The organism is Kitasatospora sp. NPDC048239 (assembly GCF_043202015.1).
Taxonomy (GTDB): Bacteria; Actinomycetota; Actinomycetes; order Streptomycetales; family Streptomycetaceae; genus Kitasatospora.
The window spans coordinates 259,985-275,681 of the sequence record NZ_JBICZP010000005.1 but is presented as its reverse complement, the minus strand read 5'-3'; the positions used below and the strand labels follow the sequence as shown (position 1 = coordinate 275,681).

General features: G+C 76.9%; 9 protein-coding genes and 1 pseudogene. 7 read left to right on the top strand and 3 right to left on the bottom strand.

What is annotated here, in order from left to right; genetic code table 11:
- The first annotated feature begins 92 nt into the window (after nucleotides 1-92).
- The 4 genes from ACGFZP_RS15855 (at nucleotide 93) to ACGFZP_RS15840 (ending at nucleotide 6,198) form a co-directional block, all read left to right on the top strand.
- Nucleotides 93-284, top strand: a complete 192-nt coding sequence (locus tag ACGFZP_RS15855) for a hypothetical protein (protein WP_392932667.1) — start codon at nucleotides 93-95, stop codon at nucleotides 282-284.
- Nucleotides 285-523: 239 nt separating this feature from the next.
- Nucleotides 524-3,550: an AAA family ATPase gene (locus tag ACGFZP_RS15850; protein WP_392932665.1), complete on the top strand. Its 3,027-nt coding sequence runs from the start codon at nucleotides 524-526 to the stop codon at nucleotides 3,548-3,550.
- A 315-nt stretch (nucleotides 3,551-3,865) separates the two neighbouring features.
- Nucleotides 3,866-5,704: a BTAD domain-containing putative transcriptional regulator gene (locus ACGFZP_RS15845; RefSeq protein WP_392932662.1), complete on the top strand. Its 1,839-nt coding sequence runs from the start codon at nucleotides 3,866-3,868 to the stop codon at nucleotides 5,702-5,704.
- A 200-nt stretch (nucleotides 5,705-5,904) separates the two neighbouring features.
- Complete coding sequence (locus ACGFZP_RS15840) at nucleotides 5,905-6,198, top strand: SH3 domain-containing protein (RefSeq protein WP_392932660.1); 294 nt, start codon at nucleotides 5,905-5,907, stop codon at nucleotides 6,196-6,198.
- Nucleotides 6,199-6,221: 23 nt separating this feature from the next.
- Here the strand turns inward: ACGFZP_RS15840 and lanKC are convergent, their stop codons facing one another.
- From lanKC to ACGFZP_RS15825, 3 genes and pseudogenes are all read right to left on the bottom strand, one after another.
- Nucleotides 6,222-8,822: a class III lanthionine synthetase LanKC gene (lanKC, locus tag ACGFZP_RS15835; protein WP_392932657.1), complete on the bottom strand. Its 2,601-nt coding sequence runs from the start codon at nucleotides 8,820-8,822 to the stop codon at nucleotides 6,222-6,224.
- A 41-nt stretch (nucleotides 8,823-8,863) separates the two neighbouring features.
- Nucleotides 8,864-10,118 (bottom strand): annotated as a pseudogene (locus tag ACGFZP_RS15830) (MFS transporter); the annotation flags it as partial.
- Between the two features lie 300 nt (nucleotides 10,119-10,418).
- Nucleotides 10,419-10,592, bottom strand: a complete 174-nt coding sequence (locus ACGFZP_RS15825) for a hypothetical protein (protein ID WP_387942949.1) — start codon at nucleotides 10,590-10,592, stop codon at nucleotides 10,419-10,421.
- 396 nt (nucleotides 10,593-10,988) lie between these two features.
- Between ACGFZP_RS15825 and ACGFZP_RS15820 the strand changes: the two genes are divergently transcribed.
- Genes ACGFZP_RS15820 through ACGFZP_RS15810 form a run of 3 tightly spaced genes read left to right on the top strand, consistent with a single transcriptional unit; the run spans nucleotide 10,989 to nucleotide 15,548 of the window.
- Nucleotides 10,989-14,129: an adenylate/guanylate cyclase domain-containing protein gene (locus ACGFZP_RS15820; RefSeq protein WP_392932655.1), complete on the top strand. Its 3,141-nt coding sequence runs from the start codon at nucleotides 10,989-10,991 to the stop codon at nucleotides 14,127-14,129.
- Nucleotides 14,126-14,983: a S8 family serine peptidase gene (locus tag ACGFZP_RS15815; protein WP_392932652.1), complete on the top strand. Its 858-nt coding sequence runs from the start codon at nucleotides 14,126-14,128 to the stop codon at nucleotides 14,981-14,983. The genes ACGFZP_RS15820 and ACGFZP_RS15815 overlap by 4 nt, the downstream gene beginning before the upstream one ends.
- Nucleotides 14,967-15,548 (top strand): GAF domain-containing protein, encoded by a 582-nt coding sequence (locus ACGFZP_RS15810; protein ID WP_392932649.1) that lies wholly within the window; start codon nucleotides 14,967-14,969, stop codon nucleotides 15,546-15,548. Before ACGFZP_RS15815 ends, ACGFZP_RS15810 begins: the two co-directional genes overlap by 17 nt.
- Nucleotides 15,549-15,697 lie beyond the last annotated feature (149 nt).

Genomic DNA, 15,697 nt, shown 5'->3' with positions numbered 1-15,697 from the left:
ATCCGCCCCGGTACCACCGGTGCCCGTCGATCCGGGGGGCACCGTTTCTCGTGAACCGCTCACTTCGATGACGAATGGGAGTAGAGAAACACATGAACGACAGCGACCTGGTGCTGAGCTGGAAGCAGCCCGACGCCCGCCCGGACGAGGCGATCGACCACCCGGCGGGTGACATCCGCCTGCGGGCCGGCGGCGGTCTCGGACTGCGGTCCCAGCTGTTGGCCGGAGGCGGCGGCGCGGTGCCGCCGATCTTCGAGTTCCCCACCATGACGGTACCGATCTGACCTGAGGGAACACCCTCGCAAGGGGGATCGCACGATCCGTCCGGACGACCCGTCGAGTAGGACGCGGCCGGCCGGGACCACCGCCACCGGGGACCGGGCAGCGCCCCGGTGGCGGCCGGGACCGGCGCCCGACGTCCGCCATGTGGGACCGCTGCGGACTCCCCGTGATGACAGGGCGACTGCGCAGTGGCCGGTTCGCTACTCTACAGATCAGATGAGCCGTCAAGTAGCCTGCGGCCATGCGGACCACTTCGTCGATCACCGTCGGCCGGGCAGCCGAGCTCGGCCTGCTCGGCAGCGCGCTGACCGCCGCCCGCCAGCGGTCCGGCCGGGCGGTCTTCCTGCTCGGCGAGGCCGGAATCGGCAAGTCCCGGCTGGCCGGCGAGTGCGCGTTCCAGGCCTACGGGTTCGGCCTGCCCGTCCTGCGCGGCCGGGGCAGCTCCACCGGCACGGTGACGCCGTTCCGTCCGCTGATCGAGGCGCTCTCCTCCCGCTTCCGGGCCGCCGGCCCGCCCACCGACCCGGAGCTCGACCCGTACCGCCCCGCGCTCGCCCGGCTGGTGCCCGAGTGGCGCACCGCCTCCGCGACCGCCGCCCGCGCCTACCCGGAGACGGTGGTCGAGCTCGCCGAGGCGCTGCTGCGGCTGCTGGCCGTCCTCGGCCGGGAGCACGGCTGCGTCCTCCTGCTGGAGGACCTGCACGACACCGACGCGGAGACGGTGGCGGTCCTGGAGTACCTGGTCGACAACCTGGACGGCCTGCCGGTCCTGCTGGTCGCCACCCTGCGGGCCGAACCGGGCCCGGCCCTGGACCTGGTGCGCGCGGCCGAGCGCCGGCGCGCCGCCGCAGTGGCGGAGCTGCGGCCGCTGCCGCCCGAGCACGTCCGGACGATGGCCGCCGCCTGCCTGGAGAGCGACGTCGCCGAGGTGCCGGCCGCCGTGCTGGCGCAGTTGGCCGAACGCGGCGACGGCTGCCCGTACCTGATCGAGGAGCTGCTCGCCGACATGCTCGCCTCGGGGGCGCTGCGCCGCGACGGCGGGCGGTGGGAGGTCACCGAGGGCCTGTGCGCCGGGGTGCCCAGCACGATCGTCCGCAGCTGGGGCCGGCGGATCGACCGGCTCGACCCGCAGGTGCGCGAACTGCTGCTGATCGCGGCCACCCTGGGCAGCCGCTTCTCGGTGGCGACCGTCCAGCTGATCACCGGGTACGAGGACCGGGTGCTGTTCAGTCACCTGCGCTCGGCCTCCGAGGCCAACGTGATCGTCCCGGACGGCGCCGCCCCGGACCGCTACGCCTTCCGGCACACGCTCACCGCGGACGCCGTCACCGCCGCGCTGGCCCCCGCCGAACGGGCCGCCGTGGCGCGCCGGGCCGCCCAGGCGATCATCCGCGCCGACCCGGACCTCCTGGACGAGCGGCGGCAGTTGGTCGGCTCCCTGCTGCTGGCCGGCGGCGACCGGTCGGGGGCCGCGGTGCACTTCGCCGAGGCCGGCCGGAGGATGCTGGAGGCGGGCGCCTCGGGATCGGCCGTGGTGCTGCTCGAACGCGGCCACGAACTCGCCGGGGATGCCGAGCGGGCCGCCGTCACCGAGCAGCTGCTGTCGGCGCTGGCCGAGTCGGGGCAGCTGGACCGGGCGTTCGAGCTGGTCCGCACGCTGCCGCCGCTCCACCCGGACCGCGCGGCCGGCCGCTCGGCGGCCGTCGACCTCCGGGTCCAACTGCACACCAGGCTCGCCTGGGTGGCGGTGATGGCCGAGCGGGTCACCGAGGCGGTGGGGCAGATCGCCGCCGCCCGTGCCCTGCTGGGCGAGGATCCGCGCCCCGAGCAGGGCGCCGCGCTCGCCGTGGTGGAGGGCCACCTGGCCCTTCTGCCCGACCGGGGCCGCGGCGGGGCCGGCGGCTCCAGCGCGCCCGGTGGCTCCGAGGGCGCTGGTGGCTCTGGTGGCTCTGGTGGCCCCGGCGGCTCTGGTGGCCCCGGGCGCCTCGCCGAGACCGAGCGGCTCGCCCGCCGGGCCGCCGAGGTCGCCGAGCGGGCCGGGCTGCCGGTGGTCGCCTGCCAGGCCTGGCAGTTGCTCGCCCTGCTGGCCCGCGAGCGCGGCTTCGACGCCGCCGACGCCTGCCTGGAGCGGATGCTCGCGGTCGCCGAGGCGCACGCGCTACCGGTTTGGCGGGTGGAGGCACTGCTGCGGCTCGGCGCCAACGCCTTCATGCGGACCGGTGACGGCAGCCGGCTGGAGCAGGCCCGCGAGGCCGCCGCCGGACTCGGCGCGATCGTGCTGACCCAGACCCTGGACGGGCTGCTCGCCATGAACGCCGTGCTCCGCGGCGACTTCCCCACCGCCCGGGAGATCGTCGACCGCTGCCTGGACGCCACCGCCCGGCTGCGCAACCTCGCCGCCCACCGCTATCTGCTGCTCACCGCCGCCACCCTCGCCGCCCACCAGGGCCGCAGCCGCGCGATGGAGAGCGACCTGGCCCGGTTCCGGCAGGCCGGCGGCGAGGAGTCGTTCCTGATGCCGCTGCGGTTCGGCCTCTGCCGGGCGGTGGGCGCCCTGCTGGCGGAGGACCGCGACCGGGCCCGCGCCGAACTGGCCGCCGGGATCGCCTGGGAGCAGGAGCACCCGAGCGTCTTCTACCTGGCCGGCCGGCACGGCCTGCACCCGCTGCTGGAGGTGGCGGGCGGAGCCTGGCAGCGGGCCGAGTTCGAGCAGGCCTCCGCCTCGCCCGCCGCCGAACTCGCCTGGAACCGGCAGTTCCTGTGCTTCGCCCAGGCCGTCCTGCTCGGCCGCGAGGGCCGCCCCGAGGAGGCCGCCCAGGCCGTCGCCGAGGCCCGCGCGACCGCCGCGCCGTTCCCGCTGGCCCACCAACTGGCCCTGCGCATCACCGCCGAGGCCGCCCTCGCCGACGACTGGGGCGACCCGGTCGGCTGGCTGCGCACCACGGAGGAGTACTTCCACGCCGCCGGGATCCCCCCGGTCGCCGGGGCCTGCCGGGCACTGCTGCGCCGGGCCGGGGCGAGCGTGGCCCAGCACCGGGGCGGCCGCGACCAGATCCCGGCGCCGCTGCGGGCCGGCGGGGTGACGCTGCGCGAGTACGAGGTCTTCGTCCTGCTCGCCGAACGCCCCGGAAACCAGCAGATCGCGCGCAAACTGTCCATCTCGCCCCGCACGGTGGAGAAGCACATGGCGAACCTGCTCAGCAAGACCGGCCGCCCGGACCGCGCCGCACTCTGCGACCTCGCGGCCGAACTCGACACCGGCGGGTAGCCGCGACGCGCCCCGGGCCCGACCGGGTACCGCCCGATGGCGGCACCCCGTACCGGCCGTCAGGGCCGTCGGGCGGCCGTCGGGAAAAGCCGCCGGGGACCGACCGGCCGACCGGCATTATGGGGGTGCACCCACGCGTTCGGCCGGGCCCCCGCCCGGAACATGCGGGCGCCCCACCGATGACCGGGCCCCGGCCGACCGAGATCATCAGCGGGCGGGCTCCGGTGTCCGCCCGGCCGGACAGCACCACCCGACACCTGGAACCACCCCGCACGCCCCGACCCCCCGTCCGCCCCACGGCCCCGGAGACAGCCGATGCCCCTGGCACCGCCCGCCGACGCAGCGCAGCCCACCCGGCTGCGGTTCTCCGTCCTCGGCCCGCTCGCCGGCGAGGCCGCCGGACGGCCGCTGGCCCTCGGGCCGCTCAAGCAACGACTGGTGCTGGCCGTCCTGTTGAGCCGGGCCAACACCGTCGTCCCGGTCGAGCTGCTCACCGACGCCGTCTGGCCGGAGGAGCCGCCGCGCACCGCCCGGAAGAACCTCCAGGTGTACGTCAGCACCCTGCGCGCCCTGCTCGGCCGCGAGGACGAGCCCGGCCGACTGCTGCACTCGGGCGGCGGCTACCTGCTGAAGGTCGGCGAACCGGAGCTGGACGTCCTGCACTTCCGCGCGCTGGCCCGGGCCGGACGGGCCGCGGCCGACGGCGGCGCCCTCGCCCCGGCGGCCCGGCTGCTGCGACAGGCCCTCGACCTGTGGCAGGGCCCGCCGCTGGCCGACCTGCGCTGCTCCCCCGCCGTGGAGGCCGAGGCCGAGCGCCTGGAGGCCCGCTGCCTGGGCGTCCACGAGGACTGGGCGGAGACCGAGTTGGAGCTCGGCAACGCGGCGGCGGTGGCCGAGGAGCTCGCCGAGCTCGCCGAACGCCACCCGCTGCGTGAACGCCTGCAGGCGGCCCGGATGAACGCCCTGCACCTGTCGGGCCGACAGGCCGAGGCACTCGCCGTCTATGACACCCACCGCCAGCTGCTCGCACGGGAGTTGGGACTGGAGCCGAGCCCGGCCCTGACCGCCCTGTACCGGTCCCTGCTGGCCCGCGGCCGGGCCCGCCCGGTCGGCGCCGCAAGACCGGCCCAGGGCGCCGGCCCGGGCGGCTCACTACTGCCCGCGGACACCGTGGACTTCGCCGGCCGCTCCGACGAACTGCGGGACCTGCTCGACGCCTTGGGCAACGGAGGCGGCCGGGTCGCGGTGCTCTCCGGCCCGGCCGGGATCGGCAAGACGGCACTCGCCGTACGGGCCGGCCACCTGCTGGCCGACCGCTTCCCGGACGGCCGGCTGCTCGTCCGGCTGCGCACCGAGGACGGCCTGCCCCGGCCGGTCACCGAAGTCCTGGCCGAACTCGCCGCGCTCACGGGCCAGTCCGAGCACGGACCGGCCGACCCGGCGCAGGCCGCCGCACTCTGGCGGGCCTCGCTGGCCGGGCGGCGGATGCTGCTGATCCTCGACGACGCGCCGGGCGAGGCGGTGGTCCGCGAGCTGCTGCCCGGCTTCGGACCGAGCGCCGCCGTGGTGACCTCGCGCAGCCAGCTCGCCGGACTCGCCTCCGTCCACCGGGTCAACGTCCCGTTCTTCGACCGGACCGAGGCCCTGGAGCTGCTCGGCCGGATCGTCGGACCAGGCCGGATCGGCACCGACCGGTCCGCCGCCGGGCGGATCGTCGAGGCCTGCGGACTGCTGCCATTGGCCGTCCGGGTCAGCGGGACCAGGCTGGCCGTGCTGCGCCACCTGCCGCTCGGCGAGTACGCGGCCCGGCTGGCCGATCCGGCCGCCGCGCTGGACGAACTCGTCGCCGGGGACGTCGCGGTGCGCTCCCGGCTGGACTCCGGCTGGCGGGACCTCACCGACCAGGGCCGGCTCGCCCTCGGACGGCTGGCCGCGCTGCCGCTGTCCCTGCTGTTCACCCTCCCGGAGGCGGCCACGGCGCTCGGCCGGCCCGAACGGGTCGCGCTGCGGACCTTGGAGGCGCTGGCCGACACCGGCGCGGTCACCTCCCCGGTCGGCGAGGTGACCGCGCACGCCGCGCTGTACGCACTGCCCCGGCTCACCCAGCTGCACGCCCGGGAGCAGGCCGGGATCACCGAGGGCGACCTGGCGTAGCACCTGCCTCTTTGATGTGTCGATAGGGCTTTCCGACCGGTCGCGCCCGCCTTCATCCTTTTGGGGCAGGGTCCGCTTGGTCATGCCCTGCACGGATGCCGGGCGCGGCATCATGTTCCACGCGGCAGGCTGGTCCGCCGCCGGCCGGGGAGGATGCCCTTCCTCGGGCGCAGCCGTTTTCCGCATGCACGGAGGAACAGATGGCTTCTACGCCCAGCGAACCGTACGGCACCGTGGTCAGCAGTAGCGGGGCCAACGTACGCCAGTTCCCCAGTACCGACTCCTCCATCATCGGCACCCTGCCGTCCGGGACCAAGGTCGGCCTGCGATGCAAGGTCCACGCCCAGGACGTCCTCGGCAATGACATCTGGTACCTGCTGCGCGACCGGGAGGGCTGGGTGGCGGCCCGCTACGTCGACAACACCGGCACCGTCAAGCTCTGCAAGGACGCCGCCACCCCGAACGGGTCCGCCGAAGGGGGCAGTGCGGGGTAGCCAGGGTCGAGTCCCCAGGCCGCTCAGCCCAGGGTGAGGACGTCCAGCAGGCTGTCGGCCTCCGGCACGGACAGCGTGTGCAGGGCGAGCAGCACCCCGGCGGCACCGGTGTGCAGGTCGGCGGAGAAGCGGCGCAGCCTGGTGCCGGGCACCAGCAGGCCCTCCGGGCGGGACACCAGGTGCCAGCCGAGCCTGCGGACCTGCCCGAGGACGTCGGCCTGCCGTCCGTCGGGCCGGTCGGGTCCGTCCAGCCCGTCGAGTGCGAGGGTCAGCCCGCAGCGCCCCCGGAAGAGGCCGGGCTCGCGCAGGAACCCGGGGGCGCAGGCCCTCCGGACATCCGCGGAGAAGCCCCGCCAGGCCGGGTCGCCGGCGGCCTCGGGGCGGGCGGCCAGGTACTCCTGGGCGACCAGGGCGATGCCGCTGCTCCCCCGGTCCAGGTAGACCAGGTGCCGCTTGCCGTCCTTGACCTGCACCGAGCCGTCCCGCACCCGGACGCACTGCGCCCTCGCCCGCTCCAGCGCCACCCGGGCGGCGTCCAGCAGCCAGGGCTCGCCGGTCTGCCGGTGCAGCCGCAGGTGCAGCAGGGCGAGGCCGGCCACCCCGTAGAGCAGGCCGGCCGCCTCCGGTGCGGCCAGGCCCTCGACCGGCTCGCCGCGGACCGCGGCGTCCAGCGCCCGGGCGTCGGCGAGCGCCTCGGCGAGCAGCGCCTCGTCCGGCCCGGCGGCGCCGCCGAGCGCGGTGGCCAGGCGCAGCCGGGCGAGGGCCGCCCCGGCGCGGCCGCCGAACAGGGCGGCGCTCGGCCCGGGGGCCGCGTGCCGGCCGCGCTCGGCGAGTTCGGCGGCGTCCTCGCGGCGGCCGAGCGCGGCCAGTACCACGGCGGTGCCGAGCGGTCCGTCGAGCAGCCCGCCGGTGCCGGGCCGGCCGGTGCGGCGGGCGGCGGCCACCAGCCAGTCGGTGTACTCGGCGGGGTGGCGGGCCCCCGTCCGGTGCAGGGCGTAGAGCACCCCGGCGGCGCCGTGGGCGACGCCCGTGCCGCCGCCGGTGAAGCCGGCCGGGTCGCCGGGGAAGAGCCGGTCGGCGCGTTCGGGGGTGGCCCCGGCGTGGATGCCGGCGACCAGGTCGGCCAGGACGGCGGGCAGGTCGGGGCGGTCCGCCTCCAGCAGCAGCCGGATCCGGTCCTCGCCGTGGGCGGCCCCCGCGGGCCGCGGGGCGGGCGGCGCCGGTACGGCCGGGCGGGGCGGTCCGGCGTCCGGTCCGAGCCCGAACCACGTGCGGGCCCGCCGTTCGAGGCCGGCCAGTTTGGCCGGCTCGCGGTCGGCCATCTCCATGATCGGCATCAGCATCATCAGCCAGGTGGCCCAGAGCATGTACCGGTCGGCCTCGGCGCCGTCCAGCGCGGGCGGCGGCTGGAGCCCCGGCGCACCGGCCCGCGGGACCAGGCGGGAGGTCAGCTCGTCGGCGTACTCGAAGTCGACCAGGGCGACCGAGCCGTCCGGCCGGAGCAGGACGTTCGCGGGGTGCAGGTCCCCGAAGCGCACGCCCCGCTCGTGCAGCGCGCCGAGCGCCTTCTCCAGTCCGGCGACGACGCCGTCCACCCAGGCGACGTACTCGGCGCGCTGCTCGGGGGTGCAGTCCTGGTGCACCAGCGGGTAGCGGCGGATCACCTCGCGGAACAGCTGGACGCCCTCGATGTACTCCGTGGCGAGGAAGGTGTGCTCCCAGGCCGTGTGGACGCCGTACGGCTTCGGGACGCAGTCCAGACCCGCCAGCCGCCGCAGCGCGCGGTCCTCGCGGTGCAGCCGGGTGAGGGCGTCGTCGCCGGCCGCGTCGAGCCCGGCGTGCGGGCGGGCCTCGCGCAGCACCACGCGTTCGCCGGTCTCCCGGTGCTCGGCGAGGTAGATGCCGCCCGCGTTGGAGAACTGCAGGGCCTCGCGGATCAGGTACGGGAGGTCGCCGGCCCCGGCCGTCTGCCGGGCCGCCAGGTGCGGGCGCAGCTCCTCGGGGAGGGTGACCCAGGCGGGCAGCCGGAAGACCGGGTCCCGCCGGTCCGGCACCAGCTCCCCGGTGGGCGCGCGCAGCGCGGGCACCGGCCGGCCCTGCTCGTCCTGGCACCAGAGTTCGACGAACGCGCCGTAGCGCGCGTACACCGGGGCGCGGCCGATCCGCAGGTCGGTGAGCACGTAGGGGCCCGGGCGGCCGTCGAGCGCCTCGGAGAGCTCCCGGGCGAGGGCGAGGAAGGCCTGTTCGTCGCCCGGGTAGACGGCGGCGAACTTTCCACTGCCGCCGCGCGGCATGTGCTTGCCGTTGGCCAGCCGCAGGGCCTGGGCGCTGCGCAGGAACTTGAACGGCACCCGGGCCGCGACGCAGGTCCGGTACAGCTCGGCGAGGGTGCGCTCGGCCTCGGCGGGCACGGTGGAGACGTGGATCTTCCAGCCCTGTTCGGGGAGTTCGACGCCGTCCGGGAGCAGCACGGTCCACAGGCCGCGGCCGGTGCGCCGCCAGCCGGCGGGCGGCTCGGCCAGGGCGAGCGGGTAGCGGGTGGCGCGGTCGCGGAGCCGGCCGGGGGTGTCGTAGTACGTGCGGTCGGCGAGGCAGTACAGCTGGGTCTCCTGGGCGCCGGCCATGGCGCGCCTCCTTCGCACGAGTGGACGTTCCGGTCGGGGCGGGTGCCCGGACCTTCAGGCGCGCGGGCCTCCGGGCGCGTGGGCTCCCGCGCGCTCGGGCCGGGCGCGGCCTCAGGCCCCGGCGGGCTGCGGCGCCGGGCCGCGCCGCACCGGCGGCGCCCAGGTCACCACGGCGGCGCAGAGCGCGATGACGAGGGCCAGCAGGGCGAAGGTCGCGCCGCCGCCGAGCGCGCCGAGCAGCAGGCCGCCCACGAGCGGGCCGAACGGCTGGACGAGGGTGGACAGGAAGCCCGCCGCGCTCTGCACCCGGCCGATCCGGTCCGGGGGCGCGGCGAGCAGCATGCCGGAGACGAAGCCGATGCTGGCCACCGTCGAGAGGCAGATGCAGACCGCGCAGAGCAGCCCGATCAGCAGCGGCAGCCGGATCACCACCAGGACGCCGGCGGTCAGCGCCGCGGCCCAGCAACTCACCGCGACCAGGCTGCCGTTGCGGGCCCGGGCGTCCAGCCGGGGTGCCAGCAAAGCGCCGGCCAGCGCCCCGGCGGCGGTGCAGGAGACGACGGTGCCGCCGCCCACACCCGACCGGCCGCCGTCGGAGGCCACGGCCAGGGTCGCGAACATCAGGGCGCTGAAGGCGAAGTTCATCCCCAGGCCGAAGATCAGCAGCAGGGTGCGCAGATAGGGCTGGTGCCAGATGAAGGCGAGTCCGGCGGTCAACTCGGCCTTGCTGAAGGCCGATCCGGCCCGCTTGGCGGGGTGGGAGCGGGCTCGCATCAGGGCCACGCAGACGGTCGAGAGCAGCAGTCCGACGCCCTCGGCGAGGAACGGCAGCACGGGGTGCCAGGCGAACAGGGCGCCGCCGCCGAGCGGACCGGCCAGCCGGGCGGCCGCGCCGCGGGCCTGCATCCGGGAGGCGGCGGCCCGGACCTGCTCGGGCGGGACCACGGCGCGCAGCAGTCCGGAGGCGGCCGGGCCGTAGGCGCTGGAGATCAGCGCCCCGGCGGCGGCGACCAGCAGGACGAGCGGCAGCGGGGCGTGGCCGTGCAGGACGGCCAGGACCAGCGCCGCGACGGCCAGCAGGCTGCCGACGTCGCACAGCCGCATCAGCCGGCGGCGTTCGATCCGGTCGGCGAGCACGCCGCCGGGCAGCATGGTGAGCAGCAGCGCGCCGACCGATACGGTGCCGATGGCGCCCGCCCGGGCGGCCGAGCCGGTCTCCCGCAGGACCAGCAGCGGCAGTGCGATCGAGGACAGTTGGGCGCCGAGCGAGGCCAGCAGGCCGCCGGCCCAGAGCAGGCGGAAGTCCCGGTTGGCGCCGAGCGGGGAGGTCGGCGGACCGGGCGGCGCGCTCGGAGGTCGGGCGGTCTGCGGTCGGGGGGCGTGCGGCGGTGCGGTCTGCGGTTGTGCCGTCTGCGGCGGCGTCCTCGGCAGGCTCTTCAACGGGTCCTCCGGTGGCGGGAGAGGGAGCGGGGCGGGGCGGCCCCGCCCCGACGAGGCCGCCCCGGTGCCGGCCGATGCCGCGGTGCCGGCCGACGGCCCGCCGGACGGGGGCGGCGGTACCGCCCCCGTACCGGGGAACCGTGCGCGAGGTACCCCTCAGGCGGTGGTGTCGCCGGTGTTCACGTAGCTGATGAGGCTGAAGCAGCCGTCGTCCGCGGCGTCCTTGAAGGCCTTCAGGCTCTGCAGGTCGAGGACACCGGCGGCGTGCGCCACGACCTCGGGGGTCTCCTCGTTGTCCTCGCCGACGACCGGCTCGATGTTCTCGTTCATGGCGTTCCCCTTCCCTGGACGACCCGACCGGGACCGGCCGGCTCGGTCTGACCCGACTCCCGCCGACGACACGCCGGTTGCCCGGACCCGCAGCGGAGCGGCCGACGGGTGCCCGCCGCTGCACCGACGGTAGGAAGACCGGCCTGGCCACGGCTTCGAAACCGGTTGGCAGGCGGTATGGCCGCAGGTCAGCGGGCCGGGAGCGGTACGGCTGGGGCCGGTGGGACGGCCCCAGCCCGGCCCGCACCCCCTCCCAGCTGCGGGCATACCGCCGGCTAGGCGGTTTCGAACCGGGCCCGAAGCCCCCGGCGGCAGGCTGACCCGGCGCCCGCGCCCGGCCAGCGCACCCCGCCCTCCCCGCGCCACGCCGACTCCGCACAGCGAAGGACTGCCACCATGCCCTGCCCACTCTGCGCCCATCTTCCCAACCCGACCGACCAGTTCTGCCCCTCCTGCGGCTCGCCCCGCGGCGCGGCGCCCGAGGTGGCCGCCGAGGAGCGCAAGCTGGTCACGGTGGTCTTCTGTGACCTGGTCGACTTCACCCCGCTCTCCGGCACCCTCGACCCGGAGACCCTGCGGGCCGTCACCCTTCGCTACTTCGAGCAGATGCACCGCCAGATCGAGGCCCACGGCGGCACGCTGGAGAAGTTCATCGGCGACGCGGTGATGGCGGTGTTCGGGGTCCCGGTGATCCGCGAGGACGACGCCCGCCGGGCGCTGGCCGCCGCGCTCGCCATGCTGGACGACCTGGAGGACCTCAACACCGAGCTGGACGCCACCCTCGGAGTCCGCCTGGACGTCCGGATCGGCGTCAACACCGGTCAGGTGGTGGCCGGTTCGGACGCCTCGGCGCGACAGGCGCTGATCTCCGGGGAGACCGTCAACATCGCCGCCCGGCTGCAGCAGCTCGCCGCCCCCGGCCAGGTGCTGATCGGCCCGCAGACCCTGCGCGCGGCCGGGCCGGCCGCCCAGGTCCACGAGGTCGGCCCGCTGCAGCTCAAGGGCAAGACCGACCCGGTCACCGGCTACCGGCTGCTCGGGCTCGACGAGGACGACCCGGAGCTGCTGCGCCGCTTCGACGTTCCGCTGGTCGGCCGCACCCGTGAACTCGCCCTGCTCGACGCCGCGTTGGAGCGGGTCTCGCGCAGCGAGGGCGCCGAGCTGCTGGTCGTCAGCGGCGAGGCCGGGATCGGCAAGACCCGGCTGGTGCGCGACTGGCTGGAGCGCTCCGGCCGGCGCGGCGCCGCGGTCGGCACCGGCCGCTGCCGTAGCTACGGCGGACACGGCGCCGCCGGACCGCTCACCCCGCTGGTCGAGGCGGTGGACGCGCTGCTCGCCGACGCCGACGTCGCCCCGGCCGACCGGGCCGCCGCCGACCAGGCCCTCGCCGCCGCGGCCTCCCCCGACGGGATCCGGGCCGCCCTGGCCGCACTGCTGCGCACCCACGCCCGCACCCGCCCGGCCGTCCTGGTCCTGGACGACTGCCAGTGGGCCGGCCCCGTGCTGCTCGACGCGGTCGAGCAGTTGGTCGCCGAGCTCGGCCCGGCCCCCGTACTGCTGCTCTGCGCGGCCCGCCCGGAGCTGGCCTCCTCCCGCCCCGACCTGCCGACGCTCCCGCTCGGCGGGCTCTCCTGGGACGAATCCGCCCTGCTGGCTGCCGAGTTGACCGAACTGAGCGCCCACCAGGACGCCGTCCCGGTCCGACTGCTGGAGCGCGCCGAGGGCAACCCGCTGCACCTGGAGGAGCTGCTGGCCGCCCTCGCGGAGGCCGACGAGCCCACCCTCGACGACGAACTCCCGCCCACTGGCCGGGCGTTGCTGAGCGCCCGGATCGACGAGCTGGAGCGCGACGAGCGCGCCACCCTCGACCTTGCCGCCATCCTCGGCCGCGCCTTCAGCACCGCCGAGATCGCCGAACTGGCCCGCACCGGAGCCGAGAACGACGCCTTCGCCGACCCCGAGGACGACGTCTTCACCGGTCCGCTGGACGGCCTGCCGGCCGACGGCGAGGCGCTCGACGGCCCCGCCACCCCGCCGCGGCTGCACGCCGCGCTCGCCCAGCTCGCCCGCCGCTCGCTGGTCGAGGCGGCCGGCCCCGGCACCTACCGGTTCAGCAGCGCCCTCGTCCAGGAGAGCGCCTACCAGTCGATGTCCAAGCGGGCCCGCGCCGAGCGGCACGAGCGCGCCGCCGGCCTGCCCAGCGTGCGCGAGGGCGGCGACGCGGCCGTCGGCGGGCACCTGGAGCGCGCCCACCGCTACCGCCTCGAACTCGGCCTGCTCGACGGCCGGACGGAGGCGCTGCGCACCCGGGCCGCCACCGCCCTCGGCCTGGCCGGCGAACGCGCCCTGGCCCACACCGACCTGCCCGCGGCCGCCGAGCTGCTGGAGCGCGCCGCCGGGCTGCACTACCCGGGCGAACCGGGCGCCGGCCCCGCCCTGCGCCGGCTCGGTGAGGCCCGGATCGCGCTCGGCCGCACCGACGAGGGCCGCGCGGTGCTGATCCAGGTCCGCGACACGGCCGGCAGCCGGCTGGACGCCGCCCACGCCCGACTCGCCCTCGCCGCCCTGGGCCTGCCGCCCGGCCCCGACCAGCCCGCCGCCACCGCCGAGGCCGTCCTGCCCTTCTTCGAGACCGCCGGGGACGACACCGGCCAGGCCCGCGCCCGGCTGCACCTCGCCGAGCGGCACCGCCTGGCCGGCCGGCACGGCGAGGCCGACCGCCTGCTCGACCACGCCCTCGCCCACGCGGTGCGCGCCGACGGCGAGCCCGAACGCGCCGCCGTCCTCGGCGCGCTGGGCGCCTCGCTGCTGCGCGGCCCCGAGCCGGTGGCGGTCGCCACCGCCCAGTGCCGCACGCTGCTGGCCCGGCACGGCGGCGGCCGACGCGCCGTCCGGATCGCCCTCAACGGCCCGCTCGCCGTGCTGCTCGCCCTCCAGGACCGGTCCGCCGAGGCCGAGATCCTGCTCGCCGAGGCCGGCGACCTCGCGGGCGAGCTCTCGCTCGCCGAGGCGCTGGTCTTCCTGCCGGCCTTCGCCGCCCAGGTCGCCGCGCTCACCGACCGCACCGCGCAGGCCCTGGACCTGCTCGGCGAGGCCGCCGAGAACGGCCGCCGGCTCGGCGCGGGCACCCTGCTCACCGGCATCGGCCTGGACACCGCCCGGCTGCTGCTGGACACCGACAGCCCGGCGCTCGCCGCCCGCCGGCTGGACGGCCTCGGCGCCCCCGAGGACCTCCCGCCGATCGCGGCGATCGAACTGGACGGGCTGCGGGCCCGGCTGGCCGCCGCCCGCGGCGAGGCCGACCCGGCGCTCGTCCTGGCCGACGCCGCCGTGCACGCCGCGGCCGACACCGACTCCCCGCTGCTGCAGGCCCTCACCGCGCTCGACCGGGCGCACACCCTGCTGCTGCTCGGCCGGCCGGCCGCGGCCGCCGCCTCGGCGGACACCGCCCGGGCCCGGTACGCCGCCAAGGGGCACCTGCCCGGCGTCCGCCGGGCCGAGCGGCTGGCCGCCGCCACCGGGGAGCCGCCGCGATGACCGCCCCGGCCGGCCTCACCTGGAGCCTGCGCGGCCGCGGCGCCGACGACGTCCCCGTCCTCGCCGACACCGGCACCCCCACCGGCGCCGACGAGGGCACCGGCCGCGGGGTGCGGGTCTGCGTGGTCGACTCCGGCATCGAGCGCGACCACCCGCTGGTCGGTCCGCTGCAGGGCTCCTGGGTGGTGGGCAAGGACCCGCACACCAAGGAGACCGTCGTCCGCCCCACCGACACCGGCGACACCTGCGGCCACGGCACCGCCTGCGCGGGCATCATCCGCCGCACCGCGCCGGACTGCGAGCTGTACAGCGTCCGGGTGCTCGGCGAGCGCTTCTCCGGCACCGGCGAGATGCTGCTCGCCGGGCTGCGCTGGGCGGTGGAGCAGCGCTTCGACGTGGTGAACCTCAGCCTCTCCACCACCCGGACCCGCTTCCTGGAGGAGCTGCACGCGCTCGCCGACGACGCGTACTTCGCCCGCACCGCGATCGTCGCCTCCGCGCACAACACGCCGGTGGAGAGCTTCCCCTGGCGGTTCTCCTCGGTGATCTCGGTCGGCAGCCACCAGGAGGACGACCCGGACCTGCACCTCTACAACCCCGAGCCGCCGGTGGAGTTCTTCGCGCCCGGCCAGAACGTCCGGGTGCCCTGGCTCGGCGGCTCCACGATCCGCACCACCGGCAACAGCTTCGCCACCCCGTACGTCGCCGGGCTCTGCGCCCGGATCCTGTCCCGGCACCCGAGGCTGACCACGTTCCAGCTGAAGGACGCGCTCTACCTCACCGCGGCCAACGTCCGGCTCGGCCCGCGCCAGTCCGCCCCCACCACGGAGTCGCCCGATGACCAGCAGTACTGAACCCGTGACCGCCACCGGCACCCCCGAGCCCCCCGACCCGCTCGCCCGTGAGCTGCTGCAGTCCGTGGTGGACGTCGCACGGGCCATCTTCGACGCCGAGGCCGGCTCGGTCTGCCTGCTCGACGAGGCGGCCGGCGAGCTGGTCTTCCAGGCGGTGTCCGGCCGGGGCGAGGAGTCCCTGGTCGGCCGGCGCTTCGCGGCCGGGAGCGGGATCGCCGGGTGGGTCGCGGCCTCCGGCGAGCCGATGGTGGTCGACGACCTCGCCGCCAACGCCACCTTCGACCGGGCCTTCGCCGAGTCCACCGCCTACGTCCCGAACTCCCTGATGGCGGCGCCGCTGGTGCACGGCACCCGGGTCCTCGGCGTGCTGGAGGTCCTCGACCCGGCCCCGCAGGCCCGCTCCAGCCTCCCGGAGCTCGACCTGCTGGCCCTCTTCGCCCGCCAGGCCGCCGCCGCCCTGCGCGTGATCGCCGAGCGCACCCCCGCGCCCGTCGCCCCCGCCGACCGCAGCGCCGCGCTCAGCCTCCTCGCCGACCTGGAGGACCTGCTGCGCAGCCAGCCGTGACCGCCCGTCACGGCGCTGGCGTCCGGGCCCGCGGCGATGCCGTGCGGCCCGGACGGCGGGGTCGGCGGGGTCGGCGGGCGCGGGGGTCGGCGGGCCGGTCGAGGCGATCCGGCCGAGGCGATCCGGCCGAGGCGATCCGGCCGGGGCGA

Coding starts and splice junctions, on each gene's coding strand:
- ACGFZP_RS15810 (WP_392932649.1), top strand. CDS start 14,967: ATGACCAGCAGTACTGAACCCGTGACCGCCACCGGCACCCCCGAGCCC.
- lanKC (WP_392932657.1), bottom strand. CDS start 8,822: ATGGCCGGCGCCCAGGAGACCCAGCTGTACTGCCTCGCCGACCGCACG.
- ACGFZP_RS15820 (WP_392932655.1), top strand. CDS start 10,989: ATGCCCTGCCCACTCTGCGCCCATCTTCCCAACCCGACCGACCAGTTC.
- ACGFZP_RS15815 (WP_392932652.1), top strand. CDS start 14,126: ATGACCGCCCCGGCCGGCCTCACCTGGAGCCTGCGCGGCCGCGGCGCC.
- ACGFZP_RS15825 (WP_387942949.1), bottom strand. CDS start 10,592: ATGAACGAGAACATCGAGCCGGTCGTCGGCGAGGACAACGAGGAGACC.
- ACGFZP_RS15845 (WP_392932662.1), top strand. CDS start 3,866: ATGCCCCTGGCACCGCCCGCCGACGCAGCGCAGCCCACCCGGCTGCGG.
- ACGFZP_RS15855 (WP_392932667.1), top strand. CDS start 93: ATGAACGACAGCGACCTGGTGCTGAGCTGGAAGCAGCCCGACGCCCGC.
- ACGFZP_RS15840 (WP_392932660.1), top strand. CDS start 5,905: ATGGCTTCTACGCCCAGCGAACCGTACGGCACCGTGGTCAGCAGTAGC.
- ACGFZP_RS15850 (WP_392932665.1), top strand. CDS start 524: ATGCGGACCACTTCGTCGATCACCGTCGGCCGGGCAGCCGAGCTCGGC.